Source organism: Pseudomonas sp. LF020 (assembly GCF_053456425.1).
The window spans coordinates 117529-137104 of the sequence record NZ_JBRFIX010000013.1 but is presented as its reverse complement, the minus strand read 5'-3'; the positions used below and the strand labels follow the sequence as shown (position 1 = coordinate 137104).

17 protein-coding genes are annotated in these 19576 nt (G+C 60.2%); 12 read left to right on the top strand and 5 right to left on the bottom strand.

Features of this window, described 5'->3' with window-relative positions:
- Positions 1–139: 139 nt before the first annotated feature.
- The gene (metE, locus tag ACU680_RS25085; RefSeq protein ID WP_448180814.1) at positions 140–2428 is read right to left on the bottom strand and encodes a 5-methyltetrahydropteroyltriglutamate--homocysteine S-methyltransferase; all 2289 of its coding nucleotides are present in this window, start codon (positions 2426–2428) and stop codon (positions 140–142) included.
- A gap of 390 nt (positions 2429–2818) precedes the next feature.
- Between metE and ACU680_RS25080 the strand changes: the two genes are divergently transcribed.
- From ACU680_RS25080 to yecR, 5 genes are all read left to right on the top strand, one after another.
- Positions 2819–4195 (top strand): pyridoxal-phosphate dependent enzyme, encoded by a 1377-nt coding sequence (locus tag ACU680_RS25080; protein WP_448180813.1) that lies wholly within the window; start codon positions 2819–2821, stop codon positions 4193–4195.
- Positions 4192–5364, top strand: coding sequence for a cystathionine gamma-synthase (locus tag ACU680_RS25075; protein WP_448180812.1), 1173 nt, complete (start codon positions 4192–4194; stop codon positions 5362–5364). Before ACU680_RS25080 ends, ACU680_RS25075 begins: the two co-directional genes overlap by 4 nt.
- Before the next feature lie 531 nt (positions 5365–5895).
- The gene (locus ACU680_RS25070) at positions 5896–6465 is read left to right on the top strand and encodes a phage infection protein (RefSeq protein WP_448180811.1); all 570 of its coding nucleotides are present in this window, start codon (positions 5896–5898) and stop codon (positions 6463–6465) included.
- A 184-nt stretch (positions 6466–6649) separates the two neighbouring features.
- On the top strand, positions 6650–6964 hold the full coding sequence (locus ACU680_RS25065) for a hypothetical protein (protein WP_108590560.1): 315 nt from the start codon (positions 6650–6652) through the stop codon (positions 6962–6964).
- A gap of 32 nt (positions 6965–6996) precedes the next feature.
- Entirely contained in the window at positions 6997–7305 is a 309-nt protein-coding gene (yecR, locus tag ACU680_RS25060) for a YecR family lipoprotein (protein ID WP_007965732.1), read from the top strand.
- 1 nt (position 7306) lies between these two features.
- Here yecR and ACU680_RS25055 read toward each other — a convergent pair whose 3' ends face one another.
- Positions 7307–8932, bottom strand: a complete 1626-nt coding sequence (locus ACU680_RS25055) for an ATP-binding response regulator (protein WP_448180810.1) — start codon at positions 8930–8932, stop codon at positions 7307–7309.
- 113 nt (positions 8933–9045) lie between these two features.
- Here ACU680_RS25055 and ACU680_RS25050 point away from each other — a divergent pair, with 113 nt between their 5' ends.
- Positions 9046–9660, top strand: a complete 615-nt coding sequence (locus tag ACU680_RS25050; RefSeq protein ID WP_007965734.1) for a LuxR C-terminal-related transcriptional regulator — start codon at positions 9046–9048, stop codon at positions 9658–9660.
- Positions 9661–9714: 54 nt separating this feature from the next.
- Entirely contained in the window at positions 9715–9909 is a 195-nt protein-coding gene (locus ACU680_RS25045) for a PLDc N-terminal domain-containing protein (protein WP_007965735.1), read from the top strand.
- A gap of 97 nt (positions 9910–10006) precedes the next feature.
- Here ACU680_RS25045 and ACU680_RS25040 read toward each other — a convergent pair whose 3' ends face one another.
- Positions 10007–11005, bottom strand: coding sequence for a bile acid:sodium symporter family protein (locus ACU680_RS25040; RefSeq protein WP_064587897.1), 999 nt, complete (start codon positions 11003–11005; stop codon positions 10007–10009).
- 85 nt (positions 11006–11090) lie between these two features.
- On the opposite strand from ACU680_RS25040, the gene ACU680_RS25035 reads away from it, so the two are divergent.
- From ACU680_RS25035 to ACU680_RS25020, 4 genes are all read left to right on the top strand, one after another.
- Entirely contained in the window at positions 11091–11879 is a 789-nt protein-coding gene (locus ACU680_RS25035) for an AraC family transcriptional regulator (RefSeq protein WP_448180809.1), read from the top strand.
- 138 nt (positions 11880–12017) lie between these two features.
- On the top strand, positions 12018–13730 hold the full coding sequence (locus tag ACU680_RS25030; protein ID WP_367084245.1) for an amidase: 1713 nt from the start codon (positions 12018–12020) through the stop codon (positions 13728–13730).
- A 221-nt stretch (positions 13731–13951) separates the two neighbouring features.
- Positions 13952–14425 (top strand): hypothetical protein, encoded by a 474-nt coding sequence (locus tag ACU680_RS25025; protein ID WP_448180808.1) that lies wholly within the window; start codon positions 13952–13954, stop codon positions 14423–14425.
- A gap of 290 nt (positions 14426–14715) precedes the next feature.
- A complete protein-coding gene (locus ACU680_RS25020) occupies positions 14716–15693 on the top strand; it encodes a TerC family protein (RefSeq protein ID WP_448180807.1) in 978 nt (325 codons plus the stop codon).
- A gap of 80 nt (positions 15694–15773) precedes the next feature.
- Here ACU680_RS25020 and ACU680_RS25015 read toward each other — a convergent pair whose 3' ends face one another.
- Positions 15774–16874, bottom strand: a complete 1101-nt coding sequence (locus ACU680_RS25015) for a polyamine ABC transporter substrate-binding protein (RefSeq protein ID WP_448180806.1) — start codon at positions 16872–16874, stop codon at positions 15774–15776.
- A 348-nt stretch (positions 16875–17222) separates the two neighbouring features.
- On the bottom strand, positions 17223–18629 hold the full coding sequence (locus tag ACU680_RS25010) for a purine-cytosine permease family protein (RefSeq protein WP_448180805.1): 1407 nt from the start codon (positions 18627–18629) through the stop codon (positions 17223–17225).
- Positions 18630–18953: 324 nt separating this feature from the next.
- Here ACU680_RS25010 and ACU680_RS25005 point away from each other — a divergent pair, with 324 nt between their 5' ends.
- The gene (locus ACU680_RS25005) at positions 18954–19439 is read left to right on the top strand and encodes a flavin reductase family protein (protein ID WP_003225754.1); all 486 of its coding nucleotides are present in this window, start codon (positions 18954–18956) and stop codon (positions 19437–19439) included.
- The last annotated feature ends 137 nt before the right edge of the window (positions 19440–19576 follow it).

Below are 19576 nucleotides of genomic sequence, written 5' to 3'. Positions count from 1 at the left end.
AGGCATTGGTAGCTCTTGCTCGCAAGCTCTGCCGAGTGGCATTCGCCCTGATGAAGAATCAGGGCGAATACCGATCAGTTTGAGATTCTAGGGTTGCTGAGCAACATAGAATCTCCCACAGGGTTTTGTGGTTGTCTCCTCAGGCCAGTTCTTTGCGCAGCTGACGGGCAGCCGTGACCATGTGCACCAACGCCGCCTCAGTCTCCGGCCAGCCACGGGTTTTCAGACCGCAATCCGGATTGACCCACAACCGCTCGGCCGGAATCCGCAGCGCTGCCTTGCGCAGCAAGTTAGCCATTTCCGAGGCATCCGGCACCCGTGGCGAATGGATGTCGTAGACGCCCGGGCCGATCTCGTTCGGGTAGGCGAACGCTTCGAAGGCGTCGAGCAATTCCATGTCCGAGCGCGAGGTTTCGATGGTGATCACGTCGGCATCCATTGCCGCGATGGACTCGATCACATCGTTGAATTCGCTGTAGCACATGTGGGTGTGAATCTGGGTTTCGTCACGCACCCCCGAGGCGCACAGGCGGAACACTTCGGTGGCCCAATCCAGATAGTGCTGCCACTGCGCGCGGCGTAATGGCAGACCTTCGCGGAATGCGGCTTCGTCGATCTGCACGATCTTGATTCCGGCGGCCTCCAGATCCACCACTTCATCACGAATTGCCAGCGCCAGTTGCCGCGCCTGCACCTCACGGGACACGTCTTCGCGAGGGAACGACCACATCAGCATGGTCACCGGCCCCGTCAGCATGCCCTTCATGACCTTGTCGGTCAGGCCCTGGGCGTAGCGGATCCAGTCCACGGTCATGGCTTGCGGACGACTCAGATCACCGAAAATCACCGCCGGTTTCACGCAACGCGAGCCGTAGCTCTGCACCCAGCCGAAACGGGTGAACACGTAACCGTCCAGTTGCTCGGCAAAGTACTCGACCATGTCGTTGCGCTCGGCTTCTCCGTGCACCAGCACGTCGAGGCCCAGTTGCTCCTGGATTTGCACCGCATGGCGGATCTCGCTGTACATGGCTTCGGTGTATTCGGCTTCGCTGAGCTTGCCCTGCTTGAACGACTGACGCGCCAGACGGATCGACGCGGTCTGCGGGAACGATCCGATGGTGGTGGTCGGGAACAGTGGCAGATCGAGGCCGGCGCGCTGCTTGGCGATACGTTGGGTAAACGGCGATTGGCGCTGGCTGTCCTGCGCGGTAATGGCCGCGACACGGGCCTGCACTGCCGGTTTGTGAATACGTGGCGAGGCGGCGCGGCTGGTCTGTACCGAGCGGCTTTGGGCCAAGGCGCGCAGCACTTTCGGCGCTTCCGGCTCGTTGACCGCCTGCGCCAGCACCGCGACTTCCTCGCACTTCTGCACGGCAAACGCCAGCCAGCTTTTCAGCTCGGCATCGAGCTGGTCTTCGCGACCCAGATCCACCGGGCTGTGCAGCAACGAGCAGGACGGCGCGACCCACAGCCGATCACCCAGACGTTCATGCGCATGCTGCAAAGTCGCCAGCGCATGTTCCAGATCGCAGCGCCAGACGTTACGACCGTTGACCACACCCAGCGACAGCACTTTGTAAGCCGGCAGGCGATCGAGGATGGTCGGGTACTGGTCCGGCGCACGCACCAGATCGATGTGCAGGCCATCGACCGGCAGATTGGCAGCCAGCCCGAGGTTTTCTTCCAGACCGCCAAAATAGGTGGCGACCAGTTTTTTCAGTGGATCACGCTGGATCTGGTTGTAGGCTCGCTCGAAGGCGTTCTTCCATTCCTGCGGCAAGTCGAGCACCAGAATCGGCTCGTCGATCTGCACCCATTCCACACCGAGTGCGGCCAGCCGGGCGAAGATCTGCCCGTACAGCGGCAGCAGGCGATCAAGCAGTTCCAGTTTGTCGAACTCGGCGCCTTTGGCCTTGCCCAGCCATAGATAAGTCAGAGGGCCGATGATCACCGGTTTGACGTTATGGCCGAGGGCACGGGCCTCTTCGACTTCTTCGAACAACTGTTCCCAACCGAGCTGGAACTGTTGATCGACGCTGAATTCCGGGACCAGATAGTGGTAGTTGGTGTCAAACCACTTGGTCATTTCCTGCGCGTGCGCACCGCCGCAGCAACTGTTGCTGACACCACGGGCCATGCCGAACAGGGTCTGCAGCGTGGCTTTGCCGTCGTGCGGACGGAAGCGCTCGGGGATCACCCCGAACATCAGCGAGTGGGTCAGCACCTGGTCGTACCAGGCAAAATCGCCCACCGGCAGCAGCTCGATGCCGGCGTTTTTCTGCAGGTCCCAGTGGGTCTTGCGTAATTCACGACCCACTTCACGCAGGCCGGCCTCGTTCAGTTCTCCTTTCCAGAACGCCTCTTGCGCTTTCTTCAATTCGCGGTCGCGACCGATGCGCGGAAATCCGAGGGAATGGGCCAGTGCCATGACAAACAACTCCAATGTCTTGTTGATGGCGCCATTGTCGAGATCGAGCGATAGTGAAACAAACTCATTTTAATCTTGATGATCACAAGTTTCTCTCATGATCAGCTATCAACTGCATGCCGCAGAAAACACGATTGGCCCTGCAGGATATTCCTGCGCGAATCAAGCTATCGAGCACAGTCACGACGCCCTTTGAATACTCGATGGCGCCTTGATGTAAACCCTCTGAAACCGGGCCCTTGCAGGCTGCGATTCTGTTCTATGGTTAGATCGAAATGGCTGGAGCAGCGACTGACTAAAGGTTGCGACAGATCATGTCTGCGCCTATGTTGCACGCGAGCTTTTCCCCGCGAATGGAACGCGATCAACACCACTACAAGAGGTGAAGAAATGTCAAAGGATTCACGCCCTGCCGTACTTGGGCTGATCGGCAATACGCCGCTGGTACAGGTTACCCGCTTCGATACCGGCCTCTGCACACTGTTTCTCAAACTGGAATCACAAAACCCCGGCGGCTCGATCAAGGACCGCATCGGTCTGGCGATGATCGATGCCGCTGAACGCGACGGGCGCCTGCAACCGGGTGGCACCATCGTCGAGGCCACCGCCGGCAACACCGGTCTGGGCCTGGCGCTGGTCGGCCGGGCCAAAGGCTACCGCGTGGTGCTGGTCGTCCCGGACAAAATGTCCACCGAGAAAGTCCTGCATCTCAAAGCCATGGGCGCCGAAGTGCACATTACCCGCTCGGACGTCGGCAAGGGCCATCCCGAGTATTACCAGGACGTGGCTGCACGCCTGGCCAAAGACATTCCCGGCGCGTTTTTCGCCGACCAGTTCAACAACCCCGCCAACCCGCTGGCCCACGAATGCAGCACTGCGCCGGAGATCTGGGCGCAGACCGAGCATGACCTGGACGCGATCGTGGTTGGCGTCGGTTCCGCCGGCACGCTGACCGGCCTGAGCCGTTTCTTCAAACGTGTGCAGCCGGATCTGCAAATGGTCCTCGCCGACCCGGTCGGTTCGGTGATGGCGCAATACAGCCGTGACGGCACGATGCCCACCCCCGGTTCATGGGCGGTAGAAGGCATCGGTGAGGATTTCATTCCGTCGATCACCGACCTCAGCAGCGTGCGCCACGCCTACTCGATCAGCGACGAAGAAAGCTTCGACCATGCCCGTCAGTTGCTCAAGGCCGAAGGCATTCTCGGGGGTTCGTCCACCGGCACCCTGCTCGCCGCCGCGCTGCGTTATTGCCGCGAACAGACCGAGCCGAAACGCGTGGTCAGCTTTGTCTGCGACACCGGCACGCGCTATCTGTCGAAGGTCTACAACGACCAGTGGATGACCGATCAGGGCCTGCTGCAGCGCAAACGCTATGGCGACCTGCGCGATCTGATCGCTCGTCGTTTCGAAGACGGCCGCGTGATCAGCGTCGGTCCCGACGACACCCTGCTGACCGCGTTCCAGCGCATGCGCCTGGCCGATGTTTCGCAACTGCCGGTGCTGGTTGAAGGCAAACAACTGGTCGGGGTGATCGACGAATCCGACATCCTGCTGCCGGTGCACGAAGACGCCGCGCGCTTCAGTCAATCGGTCTCCAGCGTGATGACCGACAAACTGCAAACCCTCGCCCCCGGTGCCAACCTTGCCGAGCTGGAAGCGGTGCTCAGTCGCGGCCTCGTTGCGATCATCGCCGATGCTTCAGGCTTCCACGGCCTGATTACCCGCACCGACATGCTCAACCAATTACGGAGATCCCTCGCATGAGTCAGCACGACGATAAATCCCAAGGCTTCGCGACCCGGGTGATCCATGCCGGGCAAGAGCCTGACCCGACCACCGGCGCGCTGATGCCGCCGATCTACGCCAACTCCACTTACCTGCAAGACAGCCCCGGCGTGCACAAGGGCTTCGACTATGGGCGCTCGCACAACCCGACGCGTTTTGCGCTGGAGCGTTGCGTGGCGGATCTGGAAGGTGGCACTCGCGCGTTCGCGTTCGCTTCCGGGTTGGCGACCATTTCCACCGTGCTCGAACTGATCGATGCCGGTTCGCACGTGATCTCCGGCAATGACCTGTACGGCGGCACGTTCCGCCTGTTCGACAAGGTGCGTCAACGCAGTGCCGGGCATCGTTTCAGCTACGTCGATCTGACTGACCTGGCGGCGTTCGAAGCGGCGCTGCAGGACGACACACGGCTGGTGATTGTCGAGTCGCCGACCAACCCGCTGCTGAGCCTGTCGGATCTGGCCGCGATTGCGCGCATCTGCCGTGCACGCGGGATCATCAGCGTTGCCGACAACACCTTCGCCAGCCCGTACATTCAGCGCCCGCTGGAGCTGGGTTTCGACATCGTGCTGCACTCGACCACCAAGTACCTGAATGGTCACTCCGACGTGATCGGTGGTATCGCGGTGGTTGGGCAGAATGCCGAACTGGCGGACAAACTCGGTTTCCTGCAGAACGCCGTCGGCGCGATTTCCGGGCCGTTCGATGCATTCCTGACTCTGCGCGGGGTAAAAACCCTGGCGCTGCGCATGGAGCGTCATTGCAGCAACGCGCTGGAACTGGCCAAGTGGCTGGAGCAGCAACCGCAGGTCAAACGCGTCTACTACCCGGGCCTGCCGTCGCACCCGCAGCACGAGTTGGCCAAGCGGCAGATGCATGGTTTTGGCGGGATGATCTCGGTGGATCTGAACAGTGATCTGGAAGGCGCTCGGCGCTTTCTGGAAAACGTGAAGATCTTTGCCCTGGCCGAGAGCCTGGGCGGCGTCGAAAGCCTGATCGAGCACCCGGCGATCATGACCCACGCGACCATTCCAGCTGAAACCCGCGCCAAACTGGGCATCGGCGACGGCCTGGTGCGTCTGTCGGTGGGGGTCGAAGACCTCGAAGACCTGCGCGCCGATCTGGCGTACGCGCTGACGAGAATCTAAACCTGCAATAACGACAAAGCCCGCAGCAATGCGGGCTTTGGTGTTCGAGCAGGCGGCCAGTGCTGGTCTCTGGCTTACAAGGTTTATCGGGCCTCTCACAGTACAAAAGCAACCATGAAAAAAGAGCGGTGCTTTGCTGCCTCACACGGCATAAGGGCTGGATCTCAGCGCGGAGATCTTTCTAACCGTGTACCCTTCGGAACGCGCCCCACGTCCCCTTGCTATCCGTTTGCGCATCAGTCTGCGTGTTCGCCTACACCTTTGAGGCTAGCAAAAGCCCCACAGTGATGGACGTCTGTTTTTAGACCGATTTCCTTCAAGCCCCCCGGCGCAAGGAAGTTAACCGACTATCACTTGCTCTCCCGGCCAGCCATGGCCCGTGTTTGACGATCTATACTTTCCAGTTCGCTATCGCGGTTTCATGCAATACGTCGACACCCGTGCGCGTTACCGTGCGCCCGTGCCAATCGCCAATCAGGTCAACCCCGGGCCAACGGAATGCTGTGTGGCTGATGGGTCGTGGAGAAAATCATGAAACACACGCTTTTATCAGGCGCCATTCTTGCGGTCGCGGCGACCGTGATGTTGCCAACGGTTTGGGCTGCGCAGCCGCAGGCGGTGGCCTCTGATGGTTCGGATCATGTCGGCGCTGGCGCAGTCGCCTCGGACGGTTCCGATCACGTTGGCGCTGGTGCAGTGGCGTCCGATGGTTCCGATCATGTCGGCGCTGGCGCGGTGGCTTCCGACGGTTCTGATCATGTCGGCGCTGGTGCAGTGGCTTCCGACGGTTCTGATCATGTCGGCGCTGGCGCGGTAGCCTCCGATGGCTCTGATCATGTCGGCGCTGGCGCGGTAGCATCCGATGGCTCTGATCATGTCGGCGCTGGCGCGGTAGCATCCGATGGCTCTGATCATGTCGGCGCTGGCTCAGTGGCGTCCGATGGCTCCGATCACGTCGGCGCAGGCGCACTGGCTTCCGATGGCACCGACAAGGTCGGCGCCAACCGGTATGCCTACTCACGCGTCGGTGTCGGCTCTGATCGCGTCGCTTCGGCGCTGATGACCGGCAGCTATTCCGACCAGTTCAATTCCCCTCAGTAATCGGTGCGGGGCGACCCGTTGGGTCGCCTCTCCCACCGCTGCACTAGCACATTTGTGCTAATCGACCGCCCCGCCACCCGGCGTTATATTCGCTCGCAACCCCCGATGTTCCCCAACATTGCCGCTGTGCAGTGCGCGGGATCGTTGTGCCTGGAAATCAGAACAACACCAAGGAAGAAACACCATGAAACTGCATTCCAACCTTCTCAAAGTGGCGATCGTCAGCGCCCTGCTGCTTGGCGCCAGCGGTTGCCAAACGGCCAAACCCACCGAAGCCAGCATGAAAGAGCGCGCGCAAACGGTCATCGGCAAACCGGTGTCGAAAATCGACAACATCCGCAGCGACAGCACCCTCACCTACTACACCGCGTATACCCCGGCCGGCGAGTACAACTGCGAGTTGCCCAGCGGCGCGATTATCGCGGTGGCGAGCATGGGCATCATGACCCCGCCGCTGTCGTGCCTACCGAAAGGCGCCTCACCGATCCCGGTTCAGTAATTCATTTTCTCGGTAAAGGACTACGTTTCATCATGAAAATCCTGATTGCTTCTCTCACCCTCACTGCCCTCGCCCTGACCGGCTGCGCCACGCCCAAACAGTGGGAAGCCACCGGCGGCAGCAAGAACGACGGCGTGGTTCAGGTCTCCTATGAACTGGGCCAGTTCGAAAGCGGCCAGACCAACGCCGCGCAAGGCCTCACTGTCGCCATGGAGCGCTGCAAGACCTGGGGCTACAAGAACGCCGAGGTCACCGGTTCGGAGAAAAACATCTGCCGCACCATGGGCCAGTTCAACTGCCTGCAAACCACCATCACTCAGGACTATCTCTGCAAGCGTTGAGTCAAACCTGCTCGGCCGGCTCGGTTTGCCGGTCGCGCAGGCTGCGCAAGGTCGCGCGCAGCTCGGCCGGGCGTACCGGTTTGGACAGGATGGCAATTTGGCGGTCGTGCAAGGCCGCCTGTATTTTTTCCATGTCATGCCCGGTGATGATCATCGCCGGCACCGCAAACCCCCGCTGGCGCCGCACCTCGTCAATGCACTCGATACCCGTGGAATGTGGACCCAGATCGTAGTCGGCGACGATGATGTCGCAATCGGTGCGCAGATTCTCTCCGCTCAACTCGCCCTGCACCACGCAGCCCCAGCGCTCGAGCAGCGCCGAGGTTGCCAGCAAGACGTTGCGATCATCCTCCACCAGACACACCTTCAGCCCGGTCAACAGGCCGGCCTGCCGCACGTCGTCACGCATGGCCGGCAACTGCGGCGCCACGGCCACCGGCAAGCCATACAGCGTGACCGCCGTGCCGCGCCCAAGCTGCGAGCGCAAGGCCACATCGACGCCGATCAACTGCCCCAGACGCTTGACGATCGACAGCCCGAGGCCGACCCCTTCCACGTCCTTGTCGCGCACCTGACGCACCCGATAAAACTCCTCGAAGACCTTCGGCAGGTGCTCCTCGGCAATGCCGTTGCCGCGGTCATAAACCACGATGGCCAGCCCGCTGCCGCGTCTGCGCACGCCAATCAGTACCGGGCGTTGCGCGCCGTACTTGAAGCAGTTGGACAGGACGTTCTGCACCATGGTCGCGAGCAACGCCGGATCGCTCTGCACCCAGTATTGGCAGGGGCGCAGACGCAACTCCACGCCCGCCCAGCGCGCCGCCTCGGCGTTCTGGCGGATCAGGTCGGCCAGCCACTCGCCGAGATTGAACACTTGCAACCTCGGCAGGATGCGCCCGTTGTCGAGGGTGTAGAGGTCGAGAATCGAACGGAACAACTGCGAGACGTTGAGCAGCGAACGGTCGATGTTGTCGACCAGCTGCCGCTCCTGCTCGCCCAGCCGCGACTCGCGCAGGCACGCGGTGAACAGGCCGATGGAGTGAATCGGCTGGCGCAGATCATGGCTGGCCTGAGCGAGAAACCGCGACTTTTCCAGATTGGCCGCGACCGCCTCTTCGGAAGCCTTGCGCGTGCGCTCCAGCAGCAAGTGCGCGTAGAACGGAATCACCGTGCTGGTGAGCATCAACATCAGCACCATGTACGGCTGCGCCTGCCACACCGGCGTCAATCGATAGACCGCCAGCAACGCCAGCAGCGCCAACCCGGTGGCAATCGCCAGGTAGCGCGAGCCATAGCGCATGCCATTACCCAGGTTGACCCAGATGATCACCGCGTACAGCGGCAACGCCGCTTCACCGCCGAGCACCAGGCCGAAACAGGTGCCGGTGTAATCGTGGATCATCGCGAAAATCCGCCGCGCCGGGTAATGCCCTGGCCAGCGCGCGATGGCCTGGCGCAAGACAATCGACGCCAACAGAAACAGCGCGATGTAGACCACCACCGGCAGATAGACATCGAAGCGCTGCCCCGGCAAGACACCGAGCACGCAGATGTAAACCATGGCGATGCTGGCGATGATAATCCGCAGATTGGCCTGATCCAGCTCGGTGTTTTTCTCGAACTTCATGGGCAACGTCCTTGTGCGACAGTCGTCAGATTCAGCAGCGGTCGGCAGGCAATCTGCGCTTGCGGTGCTAAGGTGCATGCCGTAAACCACGCTGATCCAGGGAGGGTCACGTCATGACTTGCCGCATCATCATAGCCGACGATCACCCGTTGTTTCGCGAAGCCATGCGGCGCACCGTGCAGCGCCTGTTGCCCGAGGCGACTATCGAGGAGGCCGGCGACCTCGACGCCGTGCTGGCCTTGCTGCCCGCCGGCAGCGAGCCGGACACATTGATTCTCGATCTGCGCTTCCCCGGCCTGACCTGCATCAGCCAACTCGCCGAGTTGCGCCGAAAACTGCCGCGCACCACGCTGATTGTGGTGTCGATGGTCGACGACGAGGGGTTGATCGGCGAAGTGATGGCGGCCGGCATCGACGGTTTTATCGGCAAGAACATTGCCCCGGATGAGATCGGCGAGGCGATTCTGGCGATCCGCGAAGGCGAAGTGCTGGTCAGGTTCGCCCCTTCCGGGCTGCTGCCGCTGGAGACCGGCACCGCCCTCACCCCGCGTCAGCAGGATGTGTTGCGGCTGATCGCCCAAGGCAAGACCAACAAGGAGATCGCCCGGGAACTGGATATCTCGCCGTTCACCGTGCGCATCCACGTGTCGTCGCTATTGCGCACGCTCAACGTGCCGTCGCGGGCAGCCGCTGCGGTGAAATATTCGGGAGGCAGTGGCGCAATTTAAATGAACCCTGCGCGCTTGGGCTCACCTAACTGAAAGACCATCAGGAGGTAGCCCATGCAAATTGAACCCGTCTGGATCGTACTCGCCGTCGTTCTTGTGATCATCGAATTGTGGGCGATCAACCGCGTGCGCAAGAGCGCAGGCAAGGGCAGCAACAAAGGCGTGTGGATTATCGCCATCGTGTTCGTGCCGTTGTTTGGCCTGATTGCCTGGGCACTGGCCGGCCCGAAACACGTGACTCAGGATTGAGAAAATCCCCCTGTAGGAGCTGCCGCAGGCTGCGATCTTTTGACTTTCAAGATCAAAAGATCGCAGCCTGCGGCAGCTCCTACAGGGGAAGCAGTGTTTATGGATCAACCTGCGCCATCAACTCCGGCACCGATTCCGGCCGTTTGGCATAGCGCTGCGCCAACACCGCGCAGACCATCAATTGAATCTGATGGAACAGCATCAGCGGCAGAATCAATACACCAATCGTGCTGCCGGCAAACAACACCTGCGCCATTGGCACGCCGGTGGCCAGACTCTTCTTCGAACCGCAGAACAGAATGGTGATGCGGTCTTCCTGGCTGAAACCGAACGCCTTACCCAGCAAGGTCGACGCCAACAGCACCAGCGCCAGCAGGATGCAGCAGACCACCACCAGGCCCAGCAGATCGACCACTGGAATCTGATGCCAGATACCTTCGTTGACCGCCTCGCTGAACGCGCCGTACACCACCAGCAGAATCGAACCCTGATCGACAAACTTCAGCCAGTTCTTGTTGCGCCCCACCCACGCGCCGATCCAGCGCCGAGCGATCTGCCCGGCAATGAACGGCAGCAGCAGTTGCACGCTGATCTTCAGGATCGCATCGAGGGTCGAACCGCCGTCACCGTGCACGTTCAGCAGCAGCGTCACCAGCAACGGCGTGAGGAAGATCCCGAACAGACTCGACGCCGCCGCACTGCAGATCGCCGCCGGGATATTGCCGCGGGCCAGCGAGGTGAAGGCAATCGCCGACTGCACGGTGGCCGGCAACGCGCAGAGGTAGAGCATGCCCATGTACAGCTTGTCGCCGATCAGCGGTGACAGCAGCGGTTTCAGCGCCAGGCCGAGCAGCGGGAACAGCACGAAGGTCAGGCCGAACACCAACAGGTGCAGGCGCCAGTGGCCGGCACCGGCGATGATCGATTCACGCGACAGTTTCGCGCCGTGGAGGAAAAACAGCAGCGCGATGGCGATGTTGGTCAGCCAGCCGAACCCGACCGCGACCTGACCGCTGGCCGGCAGAAAACTGGCCAGTAGCACGACGCCGATCAGGGTCAGGGTGAAGTTGTCGGGCAGGAATCTTGGGCGAGTCATGGGTCTGTTCATCCGGGGGTTGCCAGTACGTGACTGCGACTCTAACGTGAGCAGGAATTACCGACTAACGCCGAAGAGCCAACAGATGCCGCCTAAAGGACACGAGAAAAGCTTCCGGCGCAGCATTCCCGGGCTGCCCAGCCTGCCGCGTGCGCTGTACGGGCGCACCGAATCGCTGCCCAATCGCGCACTGACCCGGCGTCACAGTCACCCGTGGGTGCAATTGTCGTACGCGATTCAGGGTGTGCTCGAAGTGCAGACCGGCGCCGGGCGTTTCATCGCGCCACCGGAGCGCGCGGTGTGGATTCCGGCGGGCGTGCCGCACCGCGTGTTCAGCTCGCCGCACACCGAAATGCGCAGCCTGTACATCGATTGCAGCGTGGCCGGCTGGGCGCTTGAGCGTTGTCATGTGCTGGGCGTCAGCGACCTGTTGCGCGAGCTGATCCGCGCGTTCAGTCAGGTTCCAGTGGAATACGACGAGAACGGTGCCCATGGCCGCCTGGCCCAGGTGATCCTCGATCAACTGGCCGAGGCACCGCAGATCGACCTGATGCTGCCGCTGCCGCAGGACAGCCGTCTGCGGCAGATCTATCAAAGCCTGGAGCAACATCCGGAACAGCAGACCACCCTGAACCATTGGAGCGAAAAATTCGGCGTCACCGAGAAAACCCTCAGCCGTCTGTTTTTGCGCGACACCGGCCTGACCTTCCGCGCCTGGCGTCAGCGCTTGCGTCTGCTGGGCGCGCTGACCCCGCTGGAACGCGGCGAACGCGTCACCGACGTGGCTCTGGCCTGCGGTTATGACTCGACCTCGGCGTTCATCGCGGCCTTCCGGCAACAGTTTGGCGAGACACCGGGGGAATTTTTTCGTTGAGTTTGTCGATATTTATCGAATTAGCACATGCCATTCGGCAAAGTTCAGGGTAGAGTTTCGTCCATACGCAATTCTCTACACGTTTCGACCATAACCATAATGACCCACCCCTTTAGCGAACCTGTCGGCGGTAACAGCATGATCGAAGTCACTGAAGTCTCCATTGCTCAATTACGCGCGGCGCTCGACGCCGGCCAGACCACCGCGGTTGAACTGGTGCAGGCCTATCTGGCCCGGATCGACGCCTACGATGGCCCGAACACCGCCACCGCACTGAATGCCGTGGTGGTGCGCAACCCCGAGGCTTTGGCTGAAGCCCAGGCGTCCGATGCGCGCCGCGCCAAGGGCGAAACCCTCGGCCCGCTCGACGGTATCCCTTACACCGCCAAGGACAGCTATCTGGTCAAGGGGCTGACCGCCGCCTCGGGCAGCCCGGCCTTCGCCGATCTGGTGGCGCATCGCGACGCCTTCACCATCGAACGCCTGCGCGCCGCCGGGGCGATCTGCCTGGGCAAGACCAACATGCCGCCGATGGCCAATGGCGGCATGCAGCGTGGCGTCTATGGTCGCGCCGAAAGCCCTTACAACGCGGCCTACCTGACCGCGCCGTTTGCTTCCGGCTCGTCCAACGGTGCCGGCACCGCTACCGCTGCGAGTTTCTCGGCGTTCGGTCTGGCGGAAGAAACCTGGTCGAGCGGTCGCGGCCCGGCATCGAACAACGGTTTGTGCGCCTACACGCCATCGCGCGGGGTAATTTCGGTGCGCGGCAACTGGCCGCTGACGCCGACCATGGACGTGGTGGTGCCGTACGCCCGGACCATGGCCGACCTGCTCGAAGTGCTCGATGTGGTGGTCGCCGAAGACCCCGACACCCGTGGCGATCTGTGGCGCCTGCAGCCGTGGGTGCCGATCCCGAGCGTTGCTTCGGTACGCCCGGCGTCCTACGCCGAACTGGCGGTGAAACCCAATGCACTGGCCGGCAAACGCCTCGGTGTGCCGAAGATGTACATCAATGCCGACCCTGAAGCCGGCACCAGCGAAGCGCCGGGCATCGGCGGCCCGACCGGGCAGCGCATCAACACTCGCCCTTCGGTGATCGATTTGTGGAAACAGGCCCGCGCAGCCCTGGAAGCGGCCGGCGCCGAAGTCATCGAAGTGGATTTCCCGCTGGTCTCCAACTGCGAAGGCGACCGCCCCGGCGCACCGACCGTGTTCAATCGCGGCATCGTCTCCAAGGAGTTCCTGCACCACGAACTGTGGGACCTGTCGGCCTGGGCCTTCGACGATTTCCTGCGCGCCAACGGTGATCCGAAGCTCAATCGCCTGGCCGATGTCGACGGGCCGAAAATCTTCCCGCACGACCCGGGCACCCTGCCCAACCGTGAAGGCGATCTGGCCGCCGGCATGGACGAATACGTGCGCATGGCCCAACGCGGCATCACCCCGTGGGACCAGATCCCGACCCTGCCGGACGGCCTGCGCGGCCTGGAAAAGACCCGCAAGCTCGACCTCGAAGACTGGATGGATACGCTGAAACTCGACGCGGTGCTGTTCCCGACCAACGCCGACGTTGGTCCGGCAGATGCCGATATCAATCCGGAATCAGCGGACATCGCCTGGAGCAATGGCATCTGGGTCGCCAACGGCAACCTGGCGATCCGCCATCTCGGCGTGCCGACTGTCACCGTACCAATGGGGATCATGGCCGACATCGGCATGCCGGTTGGTCTGACCTTCGCCGGTCGTGCTTACGATGACTCGAATCTGCTGCGTCTGGCCTCGGCGTTTGAGGCGACCGGTTCGAAACGTCAGGTGCCGCCGCGCACTCCGGCGCTGACTGCCGGCAAGTAACAGAGAGGGTTGGATTGAGGCTCGATAGGGTCTCAATCCGCTTTCGGCGCATTAACCCCACTCGTTTCTGCATCACTACACACCTGCCAACACACTCCCCCATACCTGACAACTGATAGTTCTGACAGTATCGGTCGAACAGGACGGCGAGTAACGTTCTCGCTCAATGGGCTTTTCATTTAGAAACCCCAAAAACCGTTGAGCACTGAAGGAACGCAACCATGAGCAATGCCATTCTGCTTAAACAACTTGGCGTCGATGAAAACTCGAAGCCATTACCCATCAAAGTAAAACAGCAACCCGAGGATAAATACTACAAAGCCAAATTCACCCCTGATTTTCCGCCCATTCCGAGTTTCGAACCGAATCTGTTTATTTATGCTTCCTTGGTTCCCGGTTCAGTCAGTGTCATCGGCCGACATCACACAGCGGACGATTTCTACCAGATTACTATCATCATTGATCAGAAGCTCGAAAGCGGCACATACCCGATTGAGAAAGGTGACGAAAGCCGTGTGCGTGCCAGCGTCATTTCCGCTGGAGGGATCATTTCGAGTGACAAGGGCGAAATCAAACTTAAGCGAGACAACATAAAAGAATCAATCTACGCAGAATTTGATTTTCAAATAGAGTCCGGTGGAACGTCCTACAAAGTGGAGGGCAGATTAGAACTGCGGGCGACGGGTCCTCTTTAAAATCCTCCACAATAGGAAAGTCATTCGTAAACACGCATCAATGCCAAACGGGTAAGTGCCTGCCCGCAGTGTTTGGCAGCTGTGCCTTCCAAATGAATTCACGCTAAAAATTTCTTTGCTATTCACGCATGAATGCCGTTCGTCATTGCAAATGATGCCTGCCGCAAAAAAGCCAGACACTTCGTTTTTATCGAATCCTGCCTCAGAAATATACGATTTTTCCTTGGCATTCACTCCTCGCTAGCATGTCCCGGTCTGCCTCCAACGACATAAAAGACAGGGAGATTGCCATGCCAACTGACAACATCAACATCGGCGAACCATGGATGTGGGGCGCGTTTATCGTCTTCGTCCTCGCCATGCTTGCCCTGGATCTGTTCGTCTTCGGCGGACGCAAGGCGCACCGCGTTTCAGTGCGGGAAGCGTCCTGTTGGGTGATCGCCTGGTGCGCACTGGCCTTGGCCTTCGCCGGATTGCTCTGGTGGTATCTGCACGGCGAATTCGGCGCCGAAATTGCCCAGCGCAAGACGCTGGAATTCCTCACCGGTTATCTGATCGAGCAATCGCTGTCGATCGACAACATGTTCGTCTTCGTGATGATCTTCAGCTATTTCGCCGTGCCGCCGGAACTGCAACGTCGGGTGCTGTTGTATGGCGTGCTCGGGGCGATCGTGATGCGCGCGGCGATGATCTTCGCCGGGGTGTGGCTGGTGTCGCAGTTCGAATGGCTGTTGTATGCCTTCGGGGTGTTCTTGATCATCACCGGGATCAAGATGCTGATGTTTGCCGAGCAACAACCTGATCTCGACAAAAATCCGCTGCTGCGCTGGGTGCGCGGGCACATGCGGATCACCCAGGGCTTTCATGGCGAGCGCTTTTTCGTGCTGCAGAACGGCGTGCGCTGGGCCACGCCGATGTTCCTGGTGCTGGTGCTGATCGAGGCCAGCGACCTGATGTTTGCGGTCGACAGCATCCCGGCGATCTTCGCAGTCACCACCGATCCGTTCATCGTGTTCACCTCGAATATCTTCGCGATCATGGGCCTGCGGGCGCTGTACTTCTTGCTGGCGGACATGGCTGACCGCTTTCATTTGCTCAAGTACGGACTGGCGATCGTGCTGGTGTTCATCGGCGGCAAAATGACGCTGATGCCCTGGTTCCACATGCCGGTGGAATGGTCGCTGGCGGTGGTCGGTGGGGTGATACTGGGGTCGGTGGTGTTGAGCCTGCTCATCCCCCGCAAGGAAGACCCAACCCAATCCCTGTAGGAGCTGCCGCAGGCTGCGATCTTTTGATTTTGCTTCCTGAAAAACAAGATCAAAAGATCGCAGCCTGCCGGGGGGGGTGGTTACTTGTCGGATTTGATGCTGGTCCACACCCGGGTGCGTACGCGTTCGAGTTTCTGCGGCAGTGGCTGGACCACGTAGAGGGTTTTCAGGGCTTCAGGCGTTGGCGTCAGGTTCGGATTGCCGGTGATATCTTTGTTCACCAGCGGCATCGAATCCTTGTTCACGTTCGGGTAGCCGAGGAAATCACTGATCGGCGCAATGACTTTCGGATCCAGCAAAGTGTTAAGGAATTCGTGGGCCTCTTCGACATTCTTCGCGCTCTTCGGAATGGCAAAGGTATCGAACCAGATCGGCGCGCCCTCCTTCGGCAAGCGCCAGTCAACCACCACACCGTTGCCCGCCTCTTTCGCACGGTTGCCGAACTGATAGAAGCTGCCGGAGTAACCGATGGCCACGCAGATGTCGCCATTGGCGATGTCGGTCATGTATTTGGCCGAGTTGAAGTAGGTCACGTACGGACGAATCTTCAGCATCAGGTCCTTGGCCTTTTCATAGTCGGCCGGGTTCTGGCTGTTCGGGTCGAGGCCGAGGTAATGCAGGGCCAACGGCAGAATTTCCGACGGCGAATCGAGCATCGCCACGCCGCAGGATTTGAGCTTCTCCATATTCTCCGGCTTGAACACCAGATCCCAGCTGTCCACCGGCGCGTTGTCGCCGAGCGCTGCCTTGACCTTGGCCGGGTTGAAACCGATCAGTACCGTGCCGTACATGTAGGGCACGCCGTACTGGTTGCCGGGGTCGTTCTTGTCCAGCAGTTTGAGCAGTTCCGGATCCTGATGGCTCCAGTTCGGCAGTTTCGACTTGTCGAGTTTCTGGAACACACCGGCCTTGATCTGGGTGTCGATGAACTGGTTCGACGGCACCACCAGGTCATAGCCGGAGTTGCCGGTGAGCAGCTTGGCCTCCAGCGATTCATTGGTGTCGAAGGTGTCCCAGGTCACTTTGATGCCGGTCTTCGCGGCGAAATCCTTGGGCACCGACGGCAGAATGTAATCCGCCCAGTTGTAGACCCGCAGCTCGCGCTGCTCGGCGTGTACCGCGCTGGCCAGCAGCGTCAGCCCACACACGGTGGCACCCAGAATGCGTTTCATCGTGACCATGGTTGTTTCCCCGGAATGCGACGTGAGATCGATGGTTTTTATGTTCTGTACACGGCAGCGGCTGTAAAGGTAGCCAAGGGCAAGCAAAGTCCAGCGTTTAGTTATGGCTTTGATTCTTGCCGACCACGCGGTCGTGGCACAGTGGGGGATGGGCCAAAAGGGGATCGAAATGGCCAATATGAATGACCGCACGAATGCACAAGGGCTTGGCAAACACCACTTGTGGCGAGGGAGCTTGCTCCCGCCGGGCCGCGCAGCGGACCTCGCTCTTCAATTCAGAAAAGCAGGGGCCTGCTGCGCAGTCCAGCGGGAGCAAGCTCCCTCGCCACGGTTATATTGAGGTTCGGGTCAGTCGGTATAACTCAACCGCGCCGCCCTGCTCTGCCGGGTCTGCCCACGTGTGGCGAGGCAGTAATACAGGGGCACCGTCACCACCAGGCCGAACAGCCACGACAAATCCGCACCGTCCACCAGATTGGCGTACGGCCCGACGTACAGCGAGGTATTGGCGAACGGCAACTGCACGATGATGCCGATGAAGTAGGCAATGATCGCGTGCAGATTGAAGCGCCCGTAGATGCCACCGTCCGCACGGAAAATCGAGCTGATGTCATAGCTTCCGCGCTTGATCAGATAGAAGTCGATCAGGTTGATCGACGCCCACGGCACCAGCACCAGCAGCAACGCCAGAATCAGCCCGATGAACTGCGAAATGAAATCCGCCGAAGCACCGAGCGCCACCACGCAGCAAGCCGCCAGCACCACGCTCGACAACACCACGCGTACCTTGATGCTTGGCGTCCACTGGCTGGCGAAGGTCTGGATCGAGGTGATGATCGACAGCACCGCGCCATACAGATTCAGCGCGTTGTGACTGATGATGTTGAGCAAGAACAGCACCATCAGAATCGGTCCCAGCCACCCGGTGGACTGCTTGACCGCCACCATCGCCTCGGTGCCTTCCGGCGTCGCCAGAACCGCCACCGCGCCAAAGCTGAACGACAGAATCGTGCCCAGCGTCGCGCCCAGATAAGTAGCCCAGAACGGTTTGGCGATGCCGATATCCGCCGGCAGATAACGCGAATAATCGGACACGTACGGCGAGAAGCTGATCTGCCAGATGATCCCCAGCGACACCGTCGCCAGCCAGCCGGACAGGTTGAAACTGCCGCGCGTCAGGAAGTCCGCCGGCAAGTCATGGGCAAATATGTAGATGAATCCGGCCAGCAGCGCGCTGCCCATCACCCAGGTGCCGATGCGGTTCAGTGTGTGAATGAAGTTGTAGCCGATCACGCCAATCGCCGTGGCCGCCAGCGCGCCAATCAGAATGCTCAAAGGTGCCGGCACCGACGGCGCAATACCGACAATCGATTTACCGGCAAGCACGATGTTGGAAATGAAAAAACCGATGTAGATCAGCGCCGCAAAAAACACGATCAGCAGTGCGCCGTAACGCCCGAACTGACCACGACTCTGAACCATTTGCGGAATGCCCATGCGCGGGCCTTGCGCCGACGCCAGCGCGATCACCACGCCGCCGATCAGGTGCCCCAGCGCAATCGCCAGCAGCCCCCAGAACAAGTCGAGATGAAACACCTGAACCACCATGGCGCCGGTGACGATCGGCAGTGGCGCAATGTTGGTGCTGAACCATAAGGTGAAAAGGTCGCGGGCCTTCCCGTGGCGTTCCGCGAGTGGGACGTAGTCGACCGTGTGATTCTCGATCAACGGATCTTGCCGGGACATCTGGGACATATGCATGAACTCGAGTTTGTCTGTTCTTATCTTTGTATGAAGCCAAACCGGGGGAACTCTTTGGTCGCCCCTCAGATGCAGACCATATTATGGTATTCCAAACATTTCACAAGACTGATCCGTAGTTTACGGCGCCAGCTGATACGCCATCTTCAATGATCCTGCGGCCTGCAGGCCAGCCGCAAGCCCAATAAATGCTGAGTTTCCGACGAAAGCACCACGTTTATCGGTTCAGCCTAAAAGCCCTTGCAAAGAAAAAATACTGGTATACCATCAGACCAACAAATACATAAAAATCGCGTCATAACACCCGAGGATCACCCAATGATCGATGCTGCCATCTACAAACAAGTCATGGGCTCGTTTCCGTCCGGCGTCACTGTCATCACCACGCTGGACGATGACGGCCAGATCGTTGGCCTCACTGCCAGCGCCTTCAGTTCACTGTCGATGGACCCGGCGCTGGTGCTGTTCTGCCCCAACTACAGCTCCGACTCCTACCCTGTACTGATCAAGAACAAGCGCTTTGCGATCCACGTCCTCTCCGGTGGCCAGCAGAGCGAAGCCTATGCCTTCGCCCGTAAAGGCAAGGACAAGGCGCAAGGCATCGAGTGGACATTGAGCGAGCTGGGCAACCCGATCCTGGCCAATGCGACGGCTATCATCGAGTGTGAGTTGTGGCGCGAATATGAAGGTGGTGACCACGCGATCATGGTCGGCGCGGTGAAGAATCTGATCGTCCCGGAGCAACACACCGGGCCGCTGGTGTATTGCCACGGCAAGATGGGCGCCCTGCCCGTTCTGGCCTGAACGGAATTACTGTAGGAGTGAGCCTGCTCGCGATAGCGGTTTATCAGATATCGATGTGTTTGCTGACACACCGCTATCGCGAGCAGGCTCACTCCTACAGGTTTTGTAGCCTCAACAACAAAAGATCCGAGGAAGCG

Coding starts and splice junctions, on each gene's coding strand:
- metE (WP_448180814.1), bottom strand. CDS start 2,428: ATGGCACTGGCCCATTCCCTCGGATTTCCGCGCATCGGTCGCGACCGC.
- ACU680_RS25080 (WP_448180813.1), top strand. CDS start 2,819: ATGTCAAAGGATTCACGCCCTGCCGTACTTGGGCTGATCGGCAATACG.
- ACU680_RS25075 (WP_448180812.1), top strand. CDS start 4,192: ATGAGTCAGCACGACGATAAATCCCAAGGCTTCGCGACCCGGGTGATC.
- ACU680_RS25070 (WP_448180811.1), top strand. CDS start 5,896: ATGAAACACACGCTTTTATCAGGCGCCATTCTTGCGGTCGCGGCGACC.
- ACU680_RS25065 (WP_108590560.1), top strand. CDS start 6,650: ATGAAACTGCATTCCAACCTTCTCAAAGTGGCGATCGTCAGCGCCCTG.
- yecR (WP_007965732.1), top strand. CDS start 6,997: ATGAAAATCCTGATTGCTTCTCTCACCCTCACTGCCCTCGCCCTGACC.
- ACU680_RS25055 (WP_448180810.1), bottom strand. CDS start 8,932: ATGAAGTTCGAGAAAAACACCGAGCTGGATCAGGCCAATCTGCGGATT.
- ACU680_RS25050 (WP_007965734.1), top strand. CDS start 9,046: ATGACTTGCCGCATCATCATAGCCGACGATCACCCGTTGTTTCGCGAA.
- ACU680_RS25045 (WP_007965735.1), top strand. CDS start 9,715: ATGCAAATTGAACCCGTCTGGATCGTACTCGCCGTCGTTCTTGTGATC.
- ACU680_RS25040 (WP_064587897.1), bottom strand. CDS start 11,005: ATGACTCGCCCAAGATTCCTGCCCGACAACTTCACCCTGACCCTGATC.
- ACU680_RS25035 (WP_448180809.1), top strand. CDS start 11,091: ATGCCGCCTAAAGGACACGAGAAAAGCTTCCGGCGCAGCATTCCCGGG.
- ACU680_RS25030 (WP_367084245.1), top strand. CDS start 12,018: ATGATCGAAGTCACTGAAGTCTCCATTGCTCAATTACGCGCGGCGCTC.
- ACU680_RS25025 (WP_448180808.1), top strand. CDS start 13,952: ATGAGCAATGCCATTCTGCTTAAACAACTTGGCGTCGATGAAAACTCG.
- ACU680_RS25020 (WP_448180807.1), top strand. CDS start 14,716: ATGCCAACTGACAACATCAACATCGGCGAACCATGGATGTGGGGCGCG.
- ACU680_RS25015 (WP_448180806.1), bottom strand. CDS start 16,874: ATGGTCACGATGAAACGCATTCTGGGTGCCACCGTGTGTGGGCTGACG.
- ACU680_RS25010 (WP_448180805.1), bottom strand. CDS start 18,629: ATGTCCCAGATGTCCCGGCAAGATCCGTTGATCGAGAATCACACGGTC.
- ACU680_RS25005 (WP_003225754.1), top strand. CDS start 18,954: ATGATCGATGCTGCCATCTACAAACAAGTCATGGGCTCGTTTCCGTCC.